This window comes from Helicobacter sp. MIT 05-5294 (genome assembly GCF_000765675.1).
GTDB lineage: Bacteria > Campylobacterota > Campylobacteria > Campylobacterales > Helicobacteraceae > Helicobacter_D.
In genome coordinates this window covers 39,109-62,162 of record NZ_JRPA02000001.1, presented here as the reverse complement: position 1 = coordinate 62,162, position 23,054 = coordinate 39,109, and the positions used below count along the sequence as shown (strand labels likewise).

The window sequence follows — 23,054 nt, the reverse complement described above, 5'->3', positions numbered from 1 at the left end:
CTTAAAAGCTAGAACTAAAGGAATTCCTATGTTTTTATCTCAAAATTTCTTGTCCCGAAGCTCCAATTTCGTAGCTTCTACAACCCAAAATTACACTTCTAGCAATGCTTTTCAATCAGATTCTAATCCTCAAAGCGATTTTGATATGCTTCTCGCACTCAACCAAAACCCAACGCAAAAAGACGCAGAATCTCTGATTGCGTTAAACGAAATAACACCCGATTTATCGCTCGTCTTAGGTGTGGAATCCCAAACGCCAACAGAAGATTTAAAATCCCTCGCATGGACGCATAAAACAGAGTTTTTAAAGCCCATTTCACAAGCCACACTCTCCCAAGATGAGCTAAATCCTCTTAGCTATCCGCATAGCATTTCCGCGTTAAGTGAGCCAATGAGTGAAAAACTAGAGGAGCTCTATGCGACAATCCAAGACCCTAGTGATTCTAAATTGCATTTTTTGCTCAATCTCAAAGAGCAATTTGTCCATTTTGATTCCACAATGCAAACGCTTAAAGGCGATTTGACCAATAAGGCAGAATTACTTGCTTGTCTCCTACCCCATACCATAGAACAAAAAGTGATTTGTTTTTAGACCGCGCACAAGCAGTCGGCAAAAGTGCAGCAAACTTTAAAGCAGCAGCAAATGACGCGCTCGTTTGGATTAACTCGTTTTTTCGGAGTTCGAAACAGAACTAAACGAAAGAGAACAGAACCTAATCTTCAAGCACGCCAATGTAATTCAAAGCTATTGGAATCTCCAAATCGGCAAGGAGAGCGGAAAAATCACGCTAGATAATGGAATGGTTTATCAAGAATATTTTGATAAGGAAACCCCTGATATTCGTGGCTTTACACTCATCACACAAAACTTCGTGTATGCTTATAGGGAAGAGGTTTTGGATAATAATACTATGCAAGTTGTCTTGCAGGTTTATGAAAGGGCGGCAGGTAATGATGAGGGTATGCAAAGTAGCATTGCAACAACTTGTAGCTACCAAATGCAAAAATCCCTTGACTTTCATGGGCAGAATCTAAAGCTTGTCGGAGAAACTAGCCGTATTGAAAAAATCTCCTAAGGGATTTTGGATTCCAACTTGTTTTTAAATTTGGCTCGTTTTAAAATTTGGTTGGAAATACAATTAAAATCTGAAATGTAATCCCAATCTCCGCGCGGTTTGCAGGGGAGAAAAGAGTGTCTATTGTCAGATAAGAATCGCAAATACTCTCATAGGGATTCCACGAAATTTTGTAATTGCTAACCTCCATTATATTGGGTTGGGCATAAAACAATAACACTTGTGTGATTGCCTCTGTGATTCTTTCTTGCGTTTCTTGCGGGAGGTTCTCTAAAGTATACGCAAAAAACCCATATCCGCAAGTTTTCATTTTGTGGATTCTATAAAGATTAATTCTTTCTTCTATTTGTCTTAAAATTTCTGTCTCTATTTGCCCATTTTGCGCGGAATCCTTTATCTTCATCGGAATCCCTGCAAGATAAGTCGCAAACTGATTTTCTAGGAGTTGGGATTCCACTCTCGCACCATATTCGCACAAAAGGATTGAAAGTTTTTCGTTGTTTGGATTCTTTGGGTTGTTGGTTTGGGGATTGCCAAATGTTAAGAATATTTCGGGATTTTCTTGATAGAGATTCTGCACCATTGCGTCCATTTGTTCAAAAATAAATTTTTGGGATTCCTCTGCTTCTTGTTGGGTGATTTTACAATGCACTTTTGATTTGAATCGCGCTTCAATCGTGTTTGCAAATCCTTGATAAATTTGCGATTCCCTATCTGCCAAATCCTCGCGCCAATCCCGATAATAACCCAAAGCCAATTTGGCAATTTCTTGCAATATTTTTTCATCGTCAAAATGCGTAATTTGGAGATTTGAGCTAAGGGGATTCCTTTTATTTGAGAGTGCGCTAGTGAGCAGGTTTGCGCTAATTTCTGAATCCTTTAAAGCCTTTGTTTGGTTGGTGATTGTTGGATTCAAAGAAGAATGCGGGATAAATAGCGTTTGTAAAAACCAATCCATAAGAGGATTATTTTCTGTTATTTTGCTCGGATTTTGTGTCATTGCAAGGGATTCAAAGGAATCTTTAGAGGGATAAAAGTTTGGTGATTTTTGCGAGAGATTATGGGTTGGATTCGCGTAAAGTTGGGATTTGTAAGATTGGAGGTTTGGGAAAGAATCCAAAATAAGCATTATTTGCCTTTTGCTTGTTTCCTAACAAATTTCTACTCCCTGTAATGCAAATTTATAAGCAAATCTTGTGCCAATTCTTAAATGTGCATTTGCCAACCCTCTGCCACAATTTCTCTAAAAGCACTTTTACAAACAACGCCAAAGTCCTTTATAAGAGGCTTGATGATTTCTAGCAAAGCTTAGATTTTTTCTTGAAAATATGCTTTAAAGCAGTGCGCGGAAGTATGGTGAAAGTATAAAAAGATTAAATAAACGCAAATCCGCTCAAGATTCCGCTCCTTGTTTTTGTGGGAATGCGCGGGATTCATCACAAGTGCAATGCAAATTTTAGACTTTGTCTCTTTAGCTGTTGCTAGGAATCCTAAAAAGCGCGTTGCGATTTTCTTTAGCTTTAGAAATATTTGCAACAGAATCCAAAGCGCGATTCTAAGCTTTGACTTCTTACTTTTGAGGTAAGATATTTGTCAAACTTTAAGCTGGTTTGGTTATACATTGCTATAGAATCATAGATTGTGCAGGAGTGAGGAAATGGGCGGAATCCTAAATGTTAATGCGCGATGAAGTTTATTGATGCGCATCAATGTTTCAAAGCCTAATGAAATATAAAAATGGACTTTTAAAAGGAAGTGGCGGAGCGGACGGGGCTCGAACCCGCGACCCCCTGCGTGACAGGCAGGTATTCTAACCAACTGAACTACCGCTCCAACATAATAAGTGGTGGTCGCTATAAGACTCGAACTTATGACATCCACCTTGTAAGGGTGGCGCTCTACCAACTGAGCTAAGCGACCATTTAGGGAAAGACTAAATAAAAGTGGTGACTCCTAGGGGATTCGAACCCCTGTAGCCACCGTGAAAGGGTGGTATCCTAACCGTTAGATGAAGGAGCCACTTTTATTTATCGTGGTGACCCGCGTTGGATTCGAACCAACGGCCCATTCCTTAAAAGGGAATTGCTCTACCAACTGAGCTAGCGGGTCAAAAAATAAGGAAATGGAATTATATAGAGATTTTTTTATAAAGTCAATAGTCTATCAAAAAAATTCGCAAAAAAAGCAAATAGGCATAAAGCGTTGCTTGTTCTTGGATAAAATTTCTATCGCCCTTAAAATGCAAACATTCAATAATCTCCGCGCCTTTTCTGCTCTTTGCACCAACAAAAACCATTCCCACAGGCTTTGTTGCACTTCCTCCGCTTGGTCCTGCGATTCCACTTGTCGCAAGGGCAAAATCTGCCCCAGAGAGTTTCAATGCTCCTTCCAACATACCGCGCACCACGACTTCACTCACTGCCCCAAAATCTTCCAAATCCTCACTCCCGACTTCAAGCCAAGCCTCCTTAATAGCATTAGCATAACTAATCACACCACCATCAAACACCGCACTTGCTCCACTCTCTTTCGTCAAATAATACGCGATTAGCCCACCTGTGCAACTCTCCGCAGTCGTGATTTTTAGCCCTTTTTGTGTAAGCATTTCAATCACACTTTGGGCGAGATTAAAACTCGCAAAAACTTTATCTACAAAGGTGGCTTGAACGACTTTTGCAAACTCACATAATGCCGAATAATCCTCACTTGAAGCCGTTAGAATCTCCAAATTAGAATCCGCATTTAAAACCTCCAAATCCACTTCAAAATCTCTTGCGATTCCGCCAAGCAATGCCTGTGCGCTTGAACCATCTAGCCCCAAAAGATACAAAAACATTTGATTTTGCGCCACGCCTTGCAATGGTGTCACATAAGATTCCGCTCTCATTGGCGATTCCACGCTTATTTTGGAATCCGCGCAAGGCTTTAGGTGCATTTGCGATTCCATTTTATCGGCAAAAACTCTCTGCAAATCTACTAGCGCAATCTTGCAAATTTTATTTTGTGTTTGGTGTGTCAATTCAATCCTGCTTTGGCTCACAAGATTCTTCGCGCGAGATTCCACGCCCATATTGTTTTTCATCACCTCTAGCAAATCATCAAAATCTTGATAAGAGGCAAGAATTAGCAAATTTGAAGCTTGTTGAATACTAAATTTTAAAGATTCTAACAACATTTCGTAATTGCGGTTTGATGATGAGAGAGAATCCCAAAAACTCATTTGATGAATCGCCCCAAAATGCTCTTTTGCGAACCTTTGTGCGCTGTGATTTAAAGGACTAAAATCGCGGTAATTTCTACCTATACAAAATAAAATATTCAAAATCTTGCCTTTTCTTACTTGTAATTTTTAATGCTTTAATGGTAAAATATTTTAGCTATTTTAAAGCTTATTTTGGAGGTAAATATGAGTAAAGTTTTAGTTGTGCGTCCAGAGGACGAAAAACCCGGAGAAGTCTATAACGGGAAAGGCAAATTAAATAAAAAATTTTACGAAAAAGAAATCGTAAAATTGCAAATTGAGCTTATCAAATTGCAAAATTGGGTAAAAAAATACAATAAAAAAATCATTGTTATCCTAGAAGGACGCGATGCAGCGGGTAAAGGTGGGACTATCAAGGCATTGCGCGAACACCTTAACCCACGAGGCGCGAGAGTTGTTGCGCTACAAAAGCCAAGTGATGTAGAAAACACCCAATGGTATTTTCAAAGATATATTGATGAGTTGCCAAATGGCGGTGAAATCGTGTTTTTTGACCGCAGTTGGTATAATCGCGCAGGCGTTGAAAAGGTAATGAGCTTCTGCACCAACGAACAATACCGCGAATTTATTATCCAAGTCTCTCACTTAGAGCAAATGCTCATTGAAAGCGGATATATTTTGTTTAAATTCTTCTTAGATGTTGGGAAAGAGGAGCAGAAAAAACGCATTGAAAGCCGTAAAGATGAGCCATTAAAGCGTTGGAAACTAAGCCCGATTGATGAGCTATCATTGAATCTTTGGGACGAATACACTGAAGCGTTTGAAAAAATGTTTTCACGCACCCATACGCCTTTTTCGCCTTGGCTTATTGTGGACTCTAACGACAAAAAACGCGCACGGATTAATCTAGCTAGAATCTTGCTTTCTAAACTTGACTATGAGGACAAAGACGCGGAAAATGTGTGTTTGTTAGCTGACCCGGGCATTGTGAGCTATTATTCTAGTGTGCGCGCATTTTCTAAAGAACGCACCGATGAAATTGGCAAAAAAGAGAAGAAGAAAGAAAAAGAAAAAGATAAGGACAAAAAGAAAGAGAAAAAATAAATTTTGCCACCAACCCGCCACAATGTCGCTAATATGCGGTGGGTTTGGCACTATGGGATTCTTAATAGAATCGCATTTCATTTGCATTATGCAATAAACTTTAGCAAGTTTGCTTGTGTGGGATTCTAATATGGAATCCAAATCCACTAACATGAAATCCCGCACTGCATACCATTGCGCCAACTTACGCATTATACTGCGTATTACAAGGAATCCAACAGATTCTACCTACTTTGATTTTAAATCCGAAACTACACAAGATTCCAAAATTTACGATTCTATTCTCATCATCAAGCTTATGCAGAATCCTAGCCATTAGCCTTAGCAATCTAAAATTCTGTATTTCAGGCAATCCTAGTGATAGTCCCTCCCAAGTCAATAATTTATTTTTAAGATTTAAGTTTTATAATTCTTTTGCATTTAGTTAAATTTTTTTTAACTCTTTGCTCTATTTTAGTTTCAATAAGGAGCGGTTATGTCAGAAATTTCTCGCAGAAATTTTCTAAAAAGCTCGGCTGTCGTTGCCTTTGGAATCTCAAATTTAGACGCAAAAATGCTAGAGTTTCCGCAACAAGAAAATCTTAGATTCACATATTTTATCAAGGATTCTATGTGCAATGTAGATTTAGGCAACCTACAAGCAGACAAGATTTTAGAAGTCAATGGCGATATTCGCGCAATTTATGGCGATTTAAAACTCGCCCTACAAAGTGGCGCAATCATTGGAAGTATCAGTAGTGAGGCGACATTTTTTGTCCTTAGCACAATGGCGGCAGATTATGGATTACGCGTTGCTTATAGCGCGAAGTCCAACAATGTGCGCACTTGGATTCTCGCACCAAAAGGAGTTGCATTATGATTCTACCTCTCAATGTCAAAGAAGCAGATTTTATTGCTGCGTGTAACAAATTTCAAAAAGCTATCGGCAAACAATGGGTTTTTAGCGATGAAGCAGATTTAGCATTATATAGAGACGCATATAGTGCGCAATGGGACGATGAAGATGAGCCGATTCCCTCTCTTGCATTAGCACCCAAAAACACACAAGAAGTTCAAGCTATTGTAAAAATTGCCAATGAATTTAAGATTCCGCTTTTCCCTATTTCTACGGGCAAGAATCTTGGCTATGGAAGCTCTGCACCAAACCGCAGGGGAGATGTGGTCGTGGATTTAAAACGAATGAATAAAATCATTGCAGTAGATGACAAACGCAATTTCTGCATTGTAGAACCCGGCGTGAGCTATTTTGATTTGTATGAATATGTAGAAAAACACAATCTCAATGTCTTTTTGGATATTCCTGACCCGGGTTGGGGTTCTCCTGTGGGCAACGCACTAGATCATGGTTGGGGATACACAATGGGAATGTATAGAGACCATTTTGGCTCACATTGCGGAATGGAAGTCGTCCTTGCAAATGGTGAGATTTTGCGCACCGGAATGGGTGCATTACCCGGAGCTAAAACATTTGCCGAAAACAAATATGGTTATGGACCTTATATTGATGGGTTGTTTTCGCAATCCAACTTTGGAATCGTAACCAAAATGGGCTTTTGGATGATGCCAAAACCCGAATATTATTTGCTTTTGTCGCTCAAAATGAAAAGGCGCGAAGATTTGATTCCAGCTGTAGAGATTCTAAACTATTTAGAAGATAGTTTTATCGTCGGGTGGCCCCTCTATCGTAGTCCGCTCAATCCGCCACATGGTAAAGCCATGAATCCCGAGCTTAAAGGCTATCTCACTTCTAAGCACGGAATGCCGGATTTGAACAAAATCCAAAATTACGCAATCAAAAACGAGATTCCGTATTGGCAAATTGATATTCCAATTTATGGCTGCAAAGAAACTTGTTATGCGAATATGCACTATGTGCAAGAACGATTTAAAGTCATCAAAGACGCCAAGATTGATATTATTCAAGAATTTGCCTTGCCGATGAATTTAGAGCAAAAAACCGCGCTCAAGCACAAAGTCAGCTTAGGGATTCCAAATATGGAAATCTTTTGGCTTAGCACACGCGGAGAATCCTTAGAGCCTAGCGATGGGCATGTTTGGTTCTCACCTGTGATTCCGCGTGATGGCAAGGAATTGTTGAAGTGTCAAGATGTTTATATTCAAGTCTTCCGCGATTTGGGTATAGAATCCCCTATCACACCTTTTGCACACCCAAGGAGTTGGATGTATCGCGCATTTTGCTTTATGTTGGCGTTCAACAACTCACGCACCGACCGACAATCCAACCTCAAAATGCGCCACGCTTACCGCACAATGGTAAAGGTAGCGGCGGAAAATGGTTGGGGAGATTATCGCGCAGCACCGACTTTTCAAGATGATGTGATGGACGCGTATTCTTTCAACAATCACGCATTGCGTCGCTTTAACGAGCAACTTAAGGATTGTGTAGACCCCAATGGAATCCTTGCTCCCGGACGCGGTGGAATCTATCCTAAAAACGCGAGAGAACAAAGGTTTGCCAACAAAAAACTTGACGCACTCGCGCTCAAAAATCTAAAATTAGGGAGAAGAGTATGAAGCAAAATATCCTTTCATTCTTAGCACTTATGTTGTTAGGCTTTGGCATAGCAAATGCGGATTCCAAAGAATGGCTACCCAAAGGACAAAGCGTGGGCGTGTTTGAATATATGCCAAATACGCCAAACTCTCCTGCGGCGCATTCTACTATCAATCCCAAAACACTCACAAACTCACAGAAAAAAGGGCAACAAGTTTATAGCAAATGGTGCTTACCTTGCCATGGAGAGGGAATGCCCGGCACAAATGCTTTAGCAGTCGCTTATCAGGGATTAGGGATTCCTGCACTCATAGAGGAAAGGACAGACTTAAGCGCGGATTTGGTAAGCACCTTTGTGCGCTATGGGAAACACTCTATGCCTTTCTTTCGCAAAACAGAGATTAATGATGAGGAACTAAAATTTTTAGGCGATTACCTAAGTCGCAACGCAAAATAAACATTTAGGCTTTGCGCCTAGATGTCCTTTGCAAAGCTTTTTAAAAGTCTAGGATTTTGGATTTTATAACTACACGCTTGTTAAGATTCCATAATATGGAATCTTGCAAGGAAAGCTTTAAAATAAGTTGCTACTGCATTACACTTGGGATTCTTTTTATGGCTTTTAAGATTCTTACACCATTACAAAGAATATGCCAACTAAGCTAATGAGATATTGATATTAGATTCGCCACTCCCCGCAACCGCGAGGAAATGCAAAATAAGTAGAATCCCTAATGTTCTTGTGCTTTTAAGACGATTTCGCGTGTGTCTCTAGCAATCATTAATTCTTCATTGGTTGGGATTACGCAGACTTTGACTTTAGAATCAGGAGTGGAGATAATGCCCTCTTTGCCGACGGTTTCAAGGTTTGCTTGTTCATCAAGGTTAATTCCTAAGAAATGTAAATGCGAAACAATCTTGCCGCGAATAAATTTAGCATTTTCTCCCACACCCGCACAAAACGCAATCGCATCGACGCCCACCAATGCCGCAGTGTAAGAGCCGATGTATTTTGCCACACGATAAGCGAAAACTTCTCTTGCAAAACGCGCCTTGAGATTCCCCTCTTCATCGGCGGCGAGTAAATCTCTAAAGTCGCTAGAAATTCCAGAGATTCCAAGCACCCCGGATTTTTTGTTAAGGATATTTAACACTTCTTTTGTGCTTAGGTTTTCTTTTTGGGCGATATAATCAATAATCGCAGGGTCTAAATCTCCGCTACGCGTTCCCATTACCAAGCCCTCTAGCGGGGTTAAACCCATACTTGTATCAATGCTTTTGCCATTTTTAACCGCGCAAATACTTGAACCATTGCCTAAATGGCAAGTAATGATTCTGGAATCTTCCAGGTTAATTCCCAAAAACTCCGCAGTGCGCTTGGAAACATAACTATGGCTTGTGCCATGGAATCCATAGCGACGGATTTTGTATTTTTCGTAATACTCATAAGGCAAACCATAAATATAAGCGTGTGGAGGCATACTTTGGTGAAATGCTGTATCAAAAACCGCTACCATAGGAGTTTTGGGCATTAAATGCTTACAGGCTTTGATTCCTAGTAAATGCGCGGGATTGTGCAAAGGTGCTAAATCCGAGCATTCTTCAATATGTGAAATGACTTCTTCGTTAATTAATGCTGAATGCGTAAAATGCTCCCCACCATGCACGATTCTATGTCCAATGGCTTTAATTTCTTCCAAAGACTTAATGATTCCATCATTGGGATTAACAAGTGCTTCAAGCACGAGCTGAATCGCGACTTCGTGGTCTTTCATCGCGACATTGGTTGTTGTTTTTTCACCTTTATTTGGTTTATAGCTAAATTGTCCGCCATCAATGCCGATTCTATCGCATAAACCCGACGCTAACACTTCCTCTGTATTGGTATTGATAAGTTGATATTTGAGCGAAGAGCTACCACAATTAATAACTAAAATATCCATAATTTACTCCTTATTTTGTTGAGCTTGAAGAGCTGTAATCGCAATCACGCCGACAATATCTTCACTGCTACAACCGCGAGAGAGATCATTGACAGCCCCTCCGATTCCTTGCGTGATAGGTCCATAAGCTTCTGCATTAGCAAGTCTTTGAACAAGTTTATATCCGATATTCCCCGCGTCCAAATCCGGGAAAACAAGCACATTAGCACTTCCTGCAATCTGACTATCGGGTGCTTTGGATTTCCCGATACTTGGGACAATCGCAGCATCAAGTTGAAATTCTCCGTCTAAAGCAATCTCGGGTGCTTGTGCTTTGGCGATTCTCGTAGCTTCTATCACTTTATCCACATCGGGGTGTTTCGCGCTTCCCTTAGTGGAATGCGAAAGCATTGCGACAACTGCCTTTTTACCGACTAGTGCTTCAAAACTCTTAGCGGAATCTATCGCAATAGAAGCGAGTTCTTGCGCATTGGGATTCTGCACCAAACCGCTATCAGAGAAGATAAAGATTCCATTCTCGCCATAAGCACAATTTGGGACGACCATTAAGAAAAACGCAGAGACTAGTTTAGAATCCGCTCTTGTACCTAAAATCTGCAATGAGGCGCGAAGCACATCAGAAGTGGAGTTTATCGCTCCTGCCACCATACCATTTGCCCTTTTTGACTTGACAAGTGCGACACCAAAATAAAGCGGATTTTCAAGCAAAAGTGCGCGTGCGGATTTTTCGCTTAAACCCTTATGTGCGCGAAGCTTGACAAACAATTCCACATAGGATTCTAATGCATCGCAACTTGCTGGATTGATAAATTCTGCATTTTCTAAGTCCAAATTGTGGCTTTTGGCGCGTTGTTTGATTTCGGATTCTTCACCAAGCAAGATGATTTTGGCGATTTTTTCTTGTAGTGCAATATGAGCGGCTTCCAAAGTGCGCATATCATTTGTTTCTGGCAGGACGATGGTTTGCAAATTCGCCTTAGCCTTTTCTTTGATTGTTTGAATAAAACCCATAGGAATCCTTTTTGAGTTGATTTTATCTATTGTAAGATTTTTTAGGCTAAGTAATGTATAAACTAGATAAAAAAGGTAAAAAAAATTTTAAGAGTGTGTAAATTTTTCCCTTAATATTTTTTTACCAAACTCTACACCGGGCTGATTGTAAGTGTCAATTTGCAACAAAATTCCGACGCAAGAAGTCAGCAATTCATAATAAAGCACGAGTGCGCCCACATTTTGTTCATTTAGCGAATCTAGCACAATAGAATCCACCGGCACATTTTGCGAGATAATGCTTTCTTTTGTTGAAATACATTGCAATTTGAGGAGCTGGTTAAATGAAGTTTGATTGACAAAATCCGTAGATTCCAAACCTTTTAGCTTCACATTTGGGATATAAAGGGGCTTTTGCGAGAGATTCTTCACACTTAGGAAGGTTACGGTTTTATTCGCTGGTCCTTGCATAATAAGTTGCAAAAAAGAATGCTGGTCAATACTTCCAATAAGCGCGATAGGCGTTAAACCGCGTTTTTGCTCATACATATCTAATTTACCCAAAGATTCTCCCCATAACTGCACATACCAAGCATTAAAATGACGAAACACACTAGAATAAGAAAACAATACATTAATTGGGAAGTTGTTTTCATTTCTTGCCAAAAACAAGGCTTTTTTCAGCACATTGTCTTTGCGCTCTTTAAAAAATCTGTTGCTAATGATACTTGCTCCCTTTAAAATCGCCCCAATATCATAGCCCAAAATCGCCAAAGGCAACAATCCTACCGCACTTAAAACCGAGAATCGCCCTCCGATATTAGGTTTAATTGTTACAGATTCTATACGCTCTTCTTGGCTCCATTTAAAAAGTGGTGAACCCTCATCAGTAATGGTTAGCAAGTGTTTTTTGCGCTCTGGTTTAAGCAGAGAAAAACGCGCTAAAATATACTTAAAAAGCGAAGTGGTTTCAATCGTAAGTCCGGATTTTGAAATCACAATAAAAAGCGTATCTTCATATTTGATTCTCTGCAAGTCTTTCCGAATAATAATCGGGTCTGTGTGTTCCAAGAATCGCAATTTGATTTTTTTGCGATTGTTTTGGTGGGACAGCAGTGCGTCAATAGCTTTTGTCCCAAGTGAGCTACCGCCAATCCCTACAATCACGACATTAGAGATAGAATCCAAAAAGGCTTTGTTGCGTTTTAAATAACTAAAAATCGCTTCGTTTTTGGCAAAAGGAAGATCATAATATCCGCTAAGCTGACTATCACGCTCTACAAGGACTTTTTGGAAAAACAAATCCAAATTTTTCTTATCAAAAAAATTAGGATAGTTTTGCAAAAAACGCACATAAGTATTTGTCAAAGTAAGCATAGCAGAGATTCCTTAAATACTAGCACCCACGAAACTTGCCATATCCACCAAGCGCGTAGAATAACCCCATTCATTATCATACCAAGCAACAACTTTTAGCTGATTTTCGCCAACTACCACCGTGCAATCTGGGATAAAAATACTGCTATATGTGCTTCCGATAAAATCCCCTGAAACGCGTTTTTCATTATCTACCAAAATCAAATCTTTAAATGCGCCAAGTGCGGCTTTTTCAAAAACTTCATTTACGGATTCTTTTGTAATGGGTTGTTTGGTAACACAAGTCAAATCCACAACGCTCACATCGGGAGTTGGCACACGAATCGCAAATCCATTCAACTTACCTTTAAGCTCGGGCATTACAAGCCCGATAGCTTTCGCTGCTCCTGTGGAAGTTGGAATCATATTCAAAGCTGCAGCACGGGCGCGTCGCAAGTCTTTATGTTTAGAATCCAACAGATTTTGGTCATTGGTATAGCTGTGAATGGTTGTCATGAGTCCGCTTAAAATCGTAAAATTATCATGCAAAACTTTAGCAATAGGCGCAAGCGCGTTAGTTGTGCAACTTGCATTAGAAATCACCGATTCGCCTTGATAACTTTTGTGGTTGACGCCATAAACAAAAGTTGGAGCGTCGGTTGCAGGGGCAGAAATTACAACGCGTTTGATTCCACCATAAAGATGCGCACTTGCTTTGTTTATATCATTAAAAGCCCCGGTGCATTCTATCACAAGTTCTGCGCCGAATTTGCCGAAATTTAGCTCTTTAATCTCGCGTGTGCTGATAATTTGGATATTTTTTTGTTTTCCGATTCTAATGCTGTTTTCGCTTAGCTTTTCTACCCCGCTGTTTTTTTGCACTGAATCGTATTTTAGCAGATGAATAAGCGTATCTATGGGCATTGTAGTATTCAGCGCGACAAGCTCCAAATCCTCGCGCTCACTTAAAATCTTGCACACACACAAACCAATTCTTCCTGTTCCATTAACTGCGACTTTAAGAGCCATTCTTTCTCCTTAACCTAAAATATATCAATTTAAAATTGCCAAAATATTATTTAAAACTTCCTTGAGTGATTCTTAAAAGAGAAACAAAGAATCTTACAAATCAGCCCAAAAGTAAGTGATTAAGTCAAAAGCGCATAGGGTTTTGTGGAAAAATAGGGCAAAATTTGCATTTTTTTTAAGAAAAAGTCTTGACAATCGCAAATTTATGCTACAATAACGCGTTTTTAAACTTTTTATGGAGGTTTCCAAAATGAACAAATCAGAATTCGTTGACTTGGTAAAAAAAGTCGGAGAGTATGAGACTAAAAAAGAAGCTGAAAGAGCAATCAGCACTTTTGTAGCTGCGGTTAGTGAGGCACTTGCTAAAAAAGAAAGCATTGAACTTGTAGGTTTTGGTAAATTCGAAACCGTGCTTCAAAAAGGTAAAGAAGGTGTTGTTCCCGGAACAACTAAAAAATACAAAACAAGCGATAAATTCGTGCCTAAATTTAAAGCTGGAAAAGGTCTTAAAGACGCAGTTGCTGCAGCTAAAAAAGGCAAAAAATAACTTCTTTATGCCCAACTTTTCGCGTTGGGCTTTCTCAAGACTGCTTTGCTATTGTCCCCGTAGCTCAGTAGGATAGAGCACACGATTCCTAATCGTGAGGTCATGCGTTCGAATCGCATCGAGGACACCACATCAAACAAAAACACTTTAGATAATCGTCCTTGATATAAACTGCACTTTTAAAACATACCTTGCTTAGATTCTTTTTTGAATTTTCAAAATGCCTCATCAAATAAATTCTATAATAATTTGCAAATCAAAAAATAAAGATTTTAAAAACGAATGGGAAAATCCTTAGTCTTCTATGCCTCTAATTGCATTAAAACATAAAGCACAAAGCTATTTTGGGATTCCACCCCGCTCATTTCAAACCCAAAAATTCACAAAAACAACCACAGATTCCAAACAGACTAGATTAGAATTTTGAAATTTTATGTGTTTTTTGGCTACAATTAAAGTTTTAATTTTTAGGAGAAAAAATGGCGTTGGACGAAAACAAACAAAAAGCGATTGAACTTGCCATTAAGCAAATTGATAAAGCCTTTGGAAAGGGCGCATTAATCAGGCTTGGCGACAAACCGGTAGAAAAAATTGATTCCATTAGCACAGGTTCTTTGGGGCTTGATATTGCACTTGGAATCGGTGGTGTGCCAAAAGGGCGCATTATAGAGGTTTATGGACCAGAAAGCTCGGGTAAAACCACTTTGGCATTGCAGATTGTCGCGGAATGCCAAAAAAAAGGCGGAATCTGTGCTTTTATTGACGCAGAACACGCACTTGATGTTACTTATGCTAAACGACTAGGCGTAGATGTAGAAAATCTGCTTGTTTCCCAGCCAGATTTTGGCGAACAAGCATTAGAAATCTTAGAAACGCTCACGAGAAGCGGTGGCGTAGATTTAATCGTGATTGACTCCGTGGCGGCACTCACACCAAAAAGCGAGATTGATGGCGATATGGGAGACCAGCATGTCGGACTACAAGCGCGTTTGATGAGTCAGGCATTGCGAAAAGTAACCGGCGTCATTCACAAAATGAATACCACCGTGATTTTTATCAATCAAATTCGTATGAAAATCGGTATGATGGGCTATGGAAGCCCCGAAACCACCACAGGTGGAAATGCACTAAAATTTTATGCAAGTGTGCGGATTGATGTGCGTAGAATCGCAACGCTCAAACAAGGCGAACAAAATATCGGGAATCGCGTCAAAGCTAAAGTTGTTAAAAACAAAGTCGCACCACCTTTTAGAGGCGCAGAATTTGACATTATGTTTGGTGAGGGAATCAGCAGAGAGGGAGAACTAATTGACTATGGCGTCAAACTAGATATTGTGGATAAAAGCGGCGCGTGGCTAAGCTATCAAGACAAAAAACTTGGGCAAGGCAAAGAAAATGCAAAGGCTTTTTTAAAAGAGAATCCAGAGATTGCCCAAGAGATTGGCGAGAAAATCAAAGCGTCTATTTCAATCTCTGATGATTTATCTAGTGATGATTCCGATGAAGTAGAATCCTAAGGAGTAAATGATGAAAAAAATCTTGACAATCACTCTAGCGGTGGCTTTGTTTGGAATCCCTAAAATGCTTTTAGCTAACGAGGATTCTTGCTGTATGGTTTCAGGCGCAGGAGGCTTTACGCTAAGCGAAGAGGATAAGGCTTCTTTGACAAGCAAACCTAACGAGAGCAACCCACAAACAAAACAAGAATCCCATGATTCTAAATCTTCCCAACAATCTAGCGCATCAAATAAGGAGAACTAATGATTTACATTGACGAGTTAAACGCACAAGAAGTATTAGACAGCAGAGGTAACCCAACGGTGAAAGCCACGATTCTTTTAAGTGATGGGAGCGTGGCAAGTGCGATTGTGCCAAGTGGTGCAAGCACGGGCAAAAGAGAGGCTTTAGAATTGCGCGATGGCGGTGAGCGATTCTTAGGTAAAGGCGTTTTAAAAGCGTGTGAAAACATTAATACAATCCTTTGCGATTCTATTACCGGATTAAGCCCTTTTGATCAAGCGGCAATTGACAATCTTTTAATAGAAATTGATGGGACGGACAACTTCTCAAACATAGGTGCAAACGCAGCTTTGGGCGTCTCAATGGCGGTTGCAAGAGCAGCAGCTAAGAGCCTAAATCTCCCGCTTTATCGTTATTTAGGCGGAGCAAACGCATTGACCTTGCCTATCCCGATGCTAAACATTATCAATGGAGGAAGCCACGCAGATAACACGGTGGATTTTCAAGAATATATGATTATGCCTGTGGGATTTGAAAGTTTTAGCGAATCTCTACGCGCAAGTGCGGAGATTTACCAACATCTTAAAAAGCTTCTCAAGGATTCCAAACACATTACAAGCATTGGCGATGAGGGAGGATTCGCACCGAATCTAAAAACCAATGAAGAGCCGATTCAAATTATTCTTGAAGCCGTCAAAAAAGCAGGATATAAGGAGGGCGAACAAATCGCCATCGCGCTTGATGTCGCAAGTAGCGAATTTGTCAATGAACAAGGCATTTATTGCCTCAAAGGTGAGGGCAAAAACCTAAGCAGTGAAGAACTCATTGAATATTACGAAAAACTCATCGCAAAATATCCTATTGTCTCCATTGAAGACGGCTTAAGCGAAGACGATTGGGAGGGTTGGAGCAAACTCACGCAAAAACTCGGAAACAAGGTGCAACTTGTAGGGGATGATTTGTTTGTAACTAATGCTAAGATTTTAGAAGAAGGAATTGCGAAAAATATTGCAAACGCAGTTTTGATTAAACCTAACCAAATCGGAACGGTCAGCCAAACAATGCAAACCGTCCGCCTTGCACAACGCAACAATTACCGCTGCATTATGAGCCATCGTAGCGGAGAAAGCGAGGATAGCTTCATCGCTGATTTTGCCGTAGCATTAAATACAGGTGAAATCAAAACAGGCTCCACAGCAAGAAGTGAGCGTATGGCGAAATACAACCGCTTATTAGCAATTCAAAACGAGTTGGGATTCCCTGTTTATCTTGGTAAAAAGCTTTTTGCAAAATAATGGAACCGCCAACCTTTAAAAAGGGTGGATTCTACAAGCTTTTGCCCTTTTTAAGCCTTGTTTTGTTGATTTGCCTTGTAGGAGTTTATTTTGGCAATCTCCTCTTTGGAAACAACTCTTTAAGTGTGCTTATGGGACTTAAGGATAAGGAATCCCAAATGAGCACGGAAGTAAATCGCTTAATGCACGAAAACGCCAACCTACAAAAAGAACTTTTTGAATTGAAAGGACTTGAACCCCAATGAAATATTTAACCTTAATCTTCGGTGTGATGATTGCAAGTGTGGCATTTGCTCAAGAAAACAAACTAGAAGCATTGCCCGAGATTCCAACCCTAAACATTGACACACAAAAACAATCTTCCTCAAATACACAAACTGCGGAATCTCAAAATACCCATACGCGAAATAATAATCTCACCCAAACACCAAAAGAATCCCAAAATGCTTCACAACCTGCGCAATCCCAAGATGCGTTAGAACCCGACCAAACGCCTTTAAGCAAAGCAGACGAAAATAATGCCACCAAAAGAAGTCGCGACCCTTTCACGCCTATTATTACACCCAAAGAAAGCGGACAAATCGGCAATGCCCCACAGCTAGACTTATTTACTAAAACCGAGCTGATTCTGCCCTCTACTGCAAGAAAAATCAAAAAAATCATTGTAGAATACCAAAACCTTAATGGTTCTATCACAAGCATTGAACAGAATCTTGAAGGCGATATTGATTGGCATTTTCCGCTTATTTTAAGCCAAGAAGTGCAGCCAAAATCTCCCGAAGTTTTAGATTTGCAAGGCTTCGCTTTAGGTGGTTTATTTGATTTTGAAATCACTAAAAACACCATCAGCCTCACTTCTTCGCTACGCCTACTCCGTGATTTCACACTTGCTTCGCCCACACGCTTAGTGCTAGATTTCAAAGCACCCGACAAAACACAGCTTCAAGAAACCTTTGAAACACAAATTCCCTCAATCCCAAAAGTTTCTTTAAGCACACATTTGGATTTTTATCGTATCACGCTAAATCTTGATGGGCAATACAAATACACGCTCAAACAAAAAGACGGAGGGGTTTTCCAAATTGAACTCTACTAATTGCGTCTTAATTGGATTTATGGGGAGTGGCAAAAGCACGATTGCAAAGGCTTTGCACCGCGCACAAGGCGCATTGGTATTAGATAGTGATGCCTTGATTGAATCCAACGAGGATTTGAGTATCAAAGCAATTTTTGATTCTTTTGGAGAAGATTATTTTAGGGATTTGGAGCGCAAATTCTGCCATTTCGTCGCGCACAATATCCAAAACGCAATCGTCTCTACAGGTGGCGGAATGCCCCTGTTTTGCGATGTCCGCTCAATGGGTAAGGTTTTCTTTTTGCATTTAGAGTTTGATAGAATCGTAGAGAGGCTTGACGCAGAGCAAAGAGAAAAGCGTCCTTTATTTCAAGATTACGATTTAGCTCTAAAACTCTATCACGAGCGTCTTCCACACTATCAATCTTGCGCACATTATATTATTAACGCCAATCAAAGCATTTCCACAATCACGCAAGAAATATTGGAGAGATTATGAATCTCGTTTTTGTTAGATTCAAAAACTCCAAAGTTGGCGGCGCAGAAAAATACTTAACAAGGCTAAAAAATGCCCTAGAACAAACAGAACAAGAATCCGCTTCCAATGGCGAAGATTCCAAACAAACACCGCCGAAAATTGAAGTTTTTTCTAGTGGTGATTATGGACAATCTCCAGAATTTCGCGTTATTTTGCCCTCTTTTTTCCCTGCATTTTCAAGATTCCTTTTCTTTCTTTTTTCTTACGAAAAACATTATCGCCAAAACCCTAATGCTATTTATTTTAGCTTAGAGCGAGTTTTACATTGCGATATTTACCGTGCAGGTGATGGAATCCACAAGCAATGGTTAGAAATCAAAGCTAAGGGCAATGTTTGGCTAAAATTCAAATCCTATTTCAATCCAATGAATCCCATTTATACTTTTGTGGAATCTAGGCTTTTTGCAAATGCTAAAATCATCATTACAAACTCCAAAATGATTCGGGATTCCTTAATAGAAAGGTTCGGGATTCCTCCGCAAAAAATTCGTGTCATTTATAATGGCATTTCTCTGCCAAACCCGCTTGACAAAACCGCTGCTAAAGCGAATCTTTGTCAAAAATTCCCAATATTAGCCCACAAAACACTTGTGCTTTTTGTCGGAAGTGGTTATGCAAGAAAAGGCGTAAAGGAATCTCTTTTGATGCTTTCTCGCATTTCTAATAAGAATTGGCATTTTTTGATTGTCGGCAAAGAGAAGCACCAAAAGCATTATGAAAACCTTGCAAAAGAATTAGGAATCCTTGAAAGCGTATTATTTCTAGGTGCGCAAACAGAAGTTTCACCCTTTTATGCTGCAAGTGATATTTTTTTGTTTCCTACAACCTATGAGCCATGTTCTAATGCAACCCTAGAAGCCGCGAGTTTTGGCAATGCGATTATAACCACCAAACAAAATGGAGCGGGAGAGTTATTTAATCAAGAATTTTTACTAGATTCGCCGCAAGATTTTATAAAAGGTGGGGATATTTTAACCCAACTGCTAAGCAATCCCAATCTCCTAGAAGAATCGCAAAAAAGTTGTAGTAACGCGGTTCACCACCTAAGCATTCAAAACAATCTCCGACAAACCTTGCAAATCATTAATGAGCTAAAACAATGAATATCTTAGTTAGAATCCCAAATTGGCTTGGGGACGCGGTTATGGCAACTTATGCGCTTGAAATTTTGTTTTTGCGATTCCCCCATGCGCATTTTTATCTTGTTGGAAGTGGCGTCAGCATAGCACTCTTTGCACATTATCCGCGTGTAAGCGTGATAGAAGACCGAAGCAAAAAGGCAAAGTTTAGAATCCCAAACCTCTATTCTCTTGCCAAATCCATTCCACCTTGTGATTTGGGATTTACTTTCCAAAACAACCTGCTTTCCGCGCTTTTGCTTTTCTTTAATCGCACAAAATTTCGCGTTGGATTTAGCACAGAAATGCGCAGCTTTTTACTCACATTACACCCCCAAAAGCCAAAGAATCTCCACGAGGCTTTGCGCTTCTCTACTTTGATAGAATCCACCCTCCACGCACCAAAATTTCAAAAATTTCAAGTCCAACACAACGACCCTAATGCCCTAGAATCCTCTAATGCGATTCCAAACCCCACGCCCAAACTCTACCTCAACCCTCCACCCAAACACGCCATTACACAGGCTGTTTTACCGCAACATTTCAAAGATTCCAAAATCGCAGGAATCAATGCGGGAGCGGCATTTGGAGCGGCAAAGCGTTGGGAGGAATCCCACTTCGCCCTTGTGATAGAGTTTTTGTTGCGCCTTGATTTTAAAGTGATTCTTTTTGGCGTCCAAAGCGAAAACGCAATCAACGAAAAAATTCTAAAATCCTTGCAAGAGATTCCGCATTTCCCACAAAATCTACAAGCAAATATCCTTAATCTTAGCGGAAAAACTACGATTGAAAGCCTTATGGCTTATTTTGTGCAGCTTGATTTTTTGCTCACCAACGATAGCGGTCCTATGCACATCGCAAGTGCGTTTGGGATTCCAACTCTCGCGCTTTTTGGACCCACAAACACACGAGAGACTTGCCCTTTTAACGCCGAAAATTCCCATATCTTGTCTCTTGAAACTTTAGGGCAGCCACTCCAATGTGCGCCTTGTATGAAGCGGACTTGCCCCTTGCCTAAAGATTCTGCGGGATTCCACGCTTGTATGCGTCATCTCACCCCAAACCTCGTGATTGCCAAAATTCAATCCATTATAAGCAAACTTGAAATACAATCCAACAAAAATACAAGTGAGCCATTATGAGAATTCTAAAAGTCGGACATTCGCCCGATGCAGACGATTTATTTATGTATTATGCGATTAACTTTGGTTGGGTTGGGAATCCCGAAATTCGCTTTGAATCCTGCGCTTTGGACATTGAAACGCTGAACCTCAAAGCATTGCAAGGGGAATTAGACATTTCTGCCATTTCCTTTGGCGTTTATCCCTTGTTGGCATTAGAACAATGCCTCCTAAGAACCGGCGTGAGCTTTGGTGCAGGTTATGGTCCTAAACTCATTAAGCCTAGAGGCAAAAACCTAAAACGAAACTTCAAAGTCGCTCTAAGTGGCGCACATACGACCAATGCAATGCTTTTTAGGATTGCCTATCCCGAGGCTAGAATCGTCTATAAAAACTTCCTTGAAATTGAAAATGCTGTGCTTAATGGCGAAGTTGATGCAGGGGTTTTGATTCACGAATCTATCTTGACTTTTGATGATAGATTGGAAGTAGAACGCGAAATTTGGGATATTTGGTGCGAACTAAACCAAGCAAATCTTCCCTTGCCATTAGGCGGAATGTGTTTGCGCCGCTCCTTGCCTTTAAGCGTTGCTATTACTTGCGAGGAAATGCTCACCAAAGCGGTAGAAGTCGCGCTCCACAACAAACCCTTGCTCTCTTCCATGCTCCAAGAAAGAAACCTTATCCGCGTGGATTCCAAACAATTAGAAACTTATCTCAACCTCTACGCCAACGAAGATTCTGTAAGCCTTAACGAAACCCAGCTTAAAGCAATCAACGCACTTTTTAAAATCGGCTACGACCATAAAATCTACTCGCAGATTTTAAGCGTTGAAGATTGCCTCATTCCCACAGAATATAAAGACTTCCGCACACAATAGGGATTCTGCGCATTTTGCCTTGCCTTGCGCCCTTGCAAGACATTTTGTCATTACGCAAAGCAAATAAAATGGGGAGACAAAACAATCCAAGCATAAGAATTTTGCATTAGAAATTTTATTGCTTATTTCTCTTGAACCCAATATCAGAGATTCACACACTATGCGTCATTACGAGAAAATTTGAAAAATTTTCGTGGCAATCTATAATTTTAAATAAAAGCGGATTCCACAATGGCGAGATTTTAGATTATAGATTGCCACGATTCTACTATCGCAGAATCTTCGCAATGACGAAGTAGCACATTGCAATTCCACCCTGCCGTCATTGCAAGGACTACAAGAACGAAGCAATCCATAACATAGAACCTCGTCAAAAAAGATTCCATTACAAAATCAAAAGTTGCCAACATTCCCTACGAATCTCTCACAAGAATGCCTTAGCAGAATCGCGAACTGCCACACTTTCATTCTCGCAATGCGCTAGAATTCCACAAGCAACCTTTACACAAGCCTATACAAGCCCCATTTTTTCTTTTGCTTCCTTGTAAGTTGCAGTGGCGATTTCTCGGGCGCACTTCTCTCCCTCTTCTAGGATTTTATGCAAATAATCCTTTTGATTGATGAGCTTCTCATAGGATTCGCGAATCGGGCGCAATCCCTCCACTACGACTTCCGCTACTCTTTCTTTAAGTTTCCCATAGCCAAGCCCGAAAAACTCCGCTTCTATCGCCTCTTGCGATTCTTTGGTGAAGCATTGATAAATGTTTAGCAGATTATAAACTCCCGCGCGCTTCTTATCAAATGCGATGATTCCCTCGCTATCTGTCGTGGCTTTTTTGAATTTCTTAACAATCACTTCGGGCGCATCAATGAGCGCGATAGAATGATTGGGCTTATCACTTGAGCTTTTGCTCATCTTTTTGCTCGGGTCATCTAAGCCCATAATGCGCGCACCTTCTTTTAAGATTAGAGGTTCAGGCACGACAAAAGTTTCCCCAAAATCACGATTAAAGCGCATCGCGGTATCCCGCGCCAATTCAATGTGTTGCTTTTGGTCTTCTCCCACAGGCACAAAATTGCTTTTATAGAGCAAAATATCCGCACTCATTAGATTAGGATAGTTAAAAAGCCCGGCAAAAATATTTTTGGGATTCTTTTGGCTTTTATCTTTAAATTGTGTCATACGACTTAAATCCCCCATTGGCGTAATGCAAGTAAGCAACCACGCTAAAGAAGTATGTTCTTGGATTGTGGATTGAATAAAAAGCGTGGATTTTTGGGGATTTATTCCACACGCTAGAAGCATTGCACACAAATCATAAGTTTTTTGGTGCAGAATCTTAGGGTCTTGCGGAATCGTAATTGCGTGAGAATTTACCACACAGAAGATATTTTCATAACTATCTTGCGAATCCACCCAATTTTTCACCGCTCCTAAATAATTGCCTAAATGAATATTGCCTGTGGGTTGAATCCCTGAAAATACACGCGGTTTGCTTTGTTGCATTGGTTTCCTTCTTGACT

26 protein-coding genes and 5 tRNA genes are annotated in these 23,054 nt (G+C 40.2%); 19 read left to right on the top strand and 12 right to left on the bottom strand.

Features of this window, described 5'->3' with window-relative positions:
• The first annotated feature begins 28 nt into the window (after positions 1 to 28).
• A complete protein-coding gene (locus LS69_RS00325; RefSeq protein ID WP_138121403.1) occupies positions 29 to 592 on the top strand; it encodes a hypothetical protein in 564 nt (187 codons plus the stop codon).
• 208 nt (positions 593 to 800) lie between these two features.
• Positions 801 to 1,076, top strand: coding sequence for a hypothetical protein (locus LS69_RS00320; RefSeq protein WP_138121402.1), 276 nt, complete (start codon positions 801 to 803; stop codon positions 1,074 to 1,076).
• Positions 1,077 to 1,116: 40 nt separating this feature from the next.
• On the opposite strand, the gene LS69_RS00315 is transcribed toward LS69_RS00320, so the two are convergent.
• Positions 1,117 to 2,205, bottom strand: coding sequence for a hypothetical protein (locus LS69_RS00315; RefSeq protein ID WP_138121401.1), 1,089 nt, complete (start codon positions 2,203 to 2,205; stop codon positions 1,117 to 1,119).
• A gap of 318 nt (positions 2,206 to 2,523) precedes the next feature.
• Here LS69_RS00315 and LS69_RS10220 point away from each other — a divergent pair, with 318 nt between their 5' ends.
• Positions 2,524 to 2,661 carry a hypothetical protein gene (locus LS69_RS10220; RefSeq protein ID WP_194145349.1) on the top strand — a complete coding sequence of 46 codons (138 nt, stop codon included), beginning with the start codon at positions 2,524 to 2,526 and terminating at the stop codon, positions 2,659 to 2,661.
• A gap of 171 nt (positions 2,662 to 2,832) precedes the next feature.
• On the opposite strand, the gene LS69_RS00310 is transcribed toward LS69_RS10220, so the two are convergent.
• The 5 genes from LS69_RS00310 to LS69_RS00290 all read right to left on the bottom strand — a co-directional run bounded on the left by LS69_RS00310 (position 2,833) and on the right by LS69_RS00290 (position 4,398).
• Positions 2,833 to 2,909 (bottom strand) — tRNA-Asp (locus LS69_RS00310).
• Between the two features lie 11 nt (positions 2,910 to 2,920).
• Positions 2,921 to 2,996: transfer RNA gene (locus LS69_RS00305), tRNA-Val, on the bottom strand.
• Between the two features lie 24 nt (positions 2,997 to 3,020).
• Positions 3,021 to 3,095 (bottom strand) — tRNA-Glu (locus tag LS69_RS00300).
• 14 nt (positions 3,096 to 3,109) lie between these two features.
• Positions 3,110 to 3,185: transfer RNA gene (locus tag LS69_RS00295), tRNA-Lys, on the bottom strand.
• A gap of 43 nt (positions 3,186 to 3,228) precedes the next feature.
• Complete coding sequence (locus LS69_RS00290) at positions 3,229 to 4,398, bottom strand: CinA family protein (RefSeq protein ID WP_138121400.1); 1,170 nt, start codon at positions 4,396 to 4,398, stop codon at positions 3,229 to 3,231.
• An 84-nt stretch (positions 4,399 to 4,482) separates the two neighbouring features.
• Between LS69_RS00290 and ppk2 the strand changes: the two genes are divergently transcribed.
• The 5 genes from ppk2 to LS69_RS00265 all read left to right on the top strand — a co-directional run bounded on the left by ppk2 (position 4,483) and on the right by LS69_RS00265 (position 8,354).
• Positions 4,483 to 5,382 carry a polyphosphate kinase 2 gene (ppk2, locus tag LS69_RS00285; RefSeq protein WP_138121399.1) on the top strand — a complete coding sequence of 300 codons (900 nt, stop codon included), beginning with the start codon at positions 4,483 to 4,485 and terminating at the stop codon, positions 5,380 to 5,382.
• A gap of 130 nt (positions 5,383 to 5,512) precedes the next feature.
• Positions 5,513 to 5,701, top strand: a complete 189-nt coding sequence (locus LS69_RS00280) for a hypothetical protein (RefSeq protein ID WP_138121398.1) — start codon at positions 5,513 to 5,515, stop codon at positions 5,699 to 5,701.
• 156 nt (positions 5,702 to 5,857) lie between these two features.
• The gene (locus tag LS69_RS00275) at positions 5,858 to 6,241 is read left to right on the top strand and encodes a transcriptional initiation protein Tat (RefSeq protein WP_138121397.1); all 384 of its coding nucleotides are present in this window, start codon (positions 5,858 to 5,860) and stop codon (positions 6,239 to 6,241) included.
• Positions 6,238 to 7,917: an FAD-binding oxidoreductase gene (locus tag LS69_RS00270; protein ID WP_138121396.1), complete on the top strand. Its 1,680-nt coding sequence runs from the start codon at positions 6,238 to 6,240 to the stop codon at positions 7,915 to 7,917. The genes LS69_RS00275 and LS69_RS00270 overlap by 4 nt, the downstream gene beginning before the upstream one ends.
• Entirely contained in the window at positions 7,914 to 8,354 is a 441-nt protein-coding gene (locus LS69_RS00265; protein ID WP_138121395.1) for a cytochrome c, read from the top strand. The genes LS69_RS00270 and LS69_RS00265 overlap by 4 nt, the downstream gene beginning before the upstream one ends.
• Before the next feature lie 274 nt (positions 8,355 to 8,628).
• Here the strand turns inward: LS69_RS00265 and LS69_RS00260 are convergent, their stop codons facing one another.
• The 4 genes from LS69_RS00260 to gap form a co-directional block, all read right to left on the bottom strand.
• A complete protein-coding gene (locus tag LS69_RS00260; protein ID WP_138121394.1) occupies positions 8,629 to 9,840 on the bottom strand; it encodes an acetate kinase in 1,212 nt (403 codons plus the stop codon).
• 3 nt (positions 9,841 to 9,843) lie between these two features.
• The gene (gene pta / locus LS69_RS00255; protein WP_138121393.1) at positions 9,844 to 10,851 is read right to left on the bottom strand and encodes a phosphate acetyltransferase; all 1,008 of its coding nucleotides are present in this window, start codon (positions 10,849 to 10,851) and stop codon (positions 9,844 to 9,846) included.
• Positions 10,852 to 10,938: 87 nt separating this feature from the next.
• Positions 10,939 to 12,207, bottom strand: coding sequence for a glucose-6-phosphate isomerase (locus tag LS69_RS00250; protein ID WP_138121392.1), 1,269 nt, complete (start codon positions 12,205 to 12,207; stop codon positions 10,939 to 10,941).
• Between the two features lie 12 nt (positions 12,208 to 12,219).
• Complete coding sequence (gene gap, locus LS69_RS00245; protein WP_138121391.1) at positions 12,220 to 13,215, bottom strand: type I glyceraldehyde-3-phosphate dehydrogenase; 996 nt, start codon at positions 13,213 to 13,215, stop codon at positions 12,220 to 12,222.
• 250 nt (positions 13,216 to 13,465) lie between these two features.
• Between gap and LS69_RS00240 the strand changes: the two genes are divergently transcribed.
• The 11 genes from LS69_RS00240 (at position 13,466) to LS69_RS00190 (ending at position 21,530) form a co-directional block, all read left to right on the top strand.
• Positions 13,466 to 13,762, top strand: coding sequence for an HU family DNA-binding protein (locus LS69_RS00240; RefSeq protein ID WP_138121390.1), 297 nt, complete (start codon positions 13,466 to 13,468; stop codon positions 13,760 to 13,762).
• 53 nt (positions 13,763 to 13,815) lie between these two features.
• Positions 13,816 to 13,892 (top strand) — tRNA-Arg (locus LS69_RS00235).
• Positions 13,893 to 14,241: 349 nt separating this feature from the next.
• Positions 14,242 to 15,279, top strand: coding sequence for a recombinase RecA (gene recA, locus LS69_RS00230; RefSeq protein ID WP_138121389.1), 1,038 nt, complete (start codon positions 14,242 to 14,244; stop codon positions 15,277 to 15,279).
• A 10-nt stretch (positions 15,280 to 15,289) separates the two neighbouring features.
• Positions 15,290 to 15,523: a hypothetical protein gene (locus LS69_RS00225; RefSeq protein ID WP_138121388.1), complete on the top strand. Its 234-nt coding sequence runs from the start codon at positions 15,290 to 15,292 to the stop codon at positions 15,521 to 15,523.
• Positions 15,523 to 16,797 carry a phosphopyruvate hydratase gene (gene eno, locus LS69_RS00220; RefSeq protein ID WP_138121387.1) on the top strand — a complete coding sequence of 425 codons (1,275 nt, stop codon included), beginning with the start codon at positions 15,523 to 15,525 and terminating at the stop codon, positions 16,795 to 16,797. The genes LS69_RS00225 and eno overlap by 1 nt, the downstream gene beginning before the upstream one ends.
• Positions 16,797 to 17,042 carry a hypothetical protein gene (locus LS69_RS00215; protein ID WP_138121386.1) on the top strand — a complete coding sequence of 82 codons (246 nt, stop codon included), beginning with the start codon at positions 16,797 to 16,799 and terminating at the stop codon, positions 17,040 to 17,042. The genes eno and LS69_RS00215 overlap by 1 nt, the downstream gene beginning before the upstream one ends.
• The gene (locus LS69_RS00210) at positions 17,039 to 17,893 is read left to right on the top strand and encodes an AMIN domain-containing protein (protein WP_238699036.1); all 855 of its coding nucleotides are present in this window, start codon (positions 17,039 to 17,041) and stop codon (positions 17,891 to 17,893) included. The genes LS69_RS00215 and LS69_RS00210 overlap by 4 nt, the downstream gene beginning before the upstream one ends.
• Positions 17,880 to 18,371: a shikimate kinase gene (locus LS69_RS00205; RefSeq protein WP_138121385.1), complete on the top strand. Its 492-nt coding sequence runs from the start codon at positions 17,880 to 17,882 to the stop codon at positions 18,369 to 18,371. Before LS69_RS00210 ends, LS69_RS00205 begins: the two co-directional genes overlap by 14 nt.
• Positions 18,368 to 19,513, top strand: coding sequence for a glycosyltransferase family 4 protein (locus LS69_RS00200; protein ID WP_138121384.1), 1,146 nt, complete (start codon positions 18,368 to 18,370; stop codon positions 19,511 to 19,513). The genes LS69_RS00205 and LS69_RS00200 overlap by 4 nt, the downstream gene beginning before the upstream one ends.
• On the top strand, positions 19,510 to 20,670 hold the full coding sequence (waaF, locus tag LS69_RS00195) for a lipopolysaccharide heptosyltransferase II (protein WP_138121383.1): 1,161 nt from the start codon (positions 19,510 to 19,512) through the stop codon (positions 20,668 to 20,670). The genes LS69_RS00200 and waaF overlap by 4 nt, the downstream gene beginning before the upstream one ends.
• Positions 20,667 to 21,530, top strand: a complete 864-nt coding sequence (locus LS69_RS00190; RefSeq protein WP_138121382.1) for an MqnA/MqnD/SBP family protein — start codon at positions 20,667 to 20,669, stop codon at positions 21,528 to 21,530. The genes waaF and LS69_RS00190 overlap by 4 nt, the downstream gene beginning before the upstream one ends.
• 242 nt (positions 21,531 to 21,772) lie before the next feature.
• On the opposite strand, the gene LS69_RS11010 is transcribed toward LS69_RS00190, so the two are convergent.
• Both LS69_RS11010 and trpS read right to left on the bottom strand, forming a co-directional pair.
• On the bottom strand, positions 21,773 to 21,904 hold the full coding sequence (locus LS69_RS11010; protein ID WP_275050945.1) for a hypothetical protein: 132 nt from the start codon (positions 21,902 to 21,904) through the stop codon (positions 21,773 to 21,775).
• Between the two features lie 137 nt (positions 21,905 to 22,041).
• Complete coding sequence (gene trpS, locus LS69_RS00185; RefSeq protein WP_138121381.1) at positions 22,042 to 23,037, bottom strand: tryptophan--tRNA ligase; 996 nt, start codon at positions 23,035 to 23,037, stop codon at positions 22,042 to 22,044.
• Positions 23,038 to 23,054 lie beyond the last annotated feature (17 nt).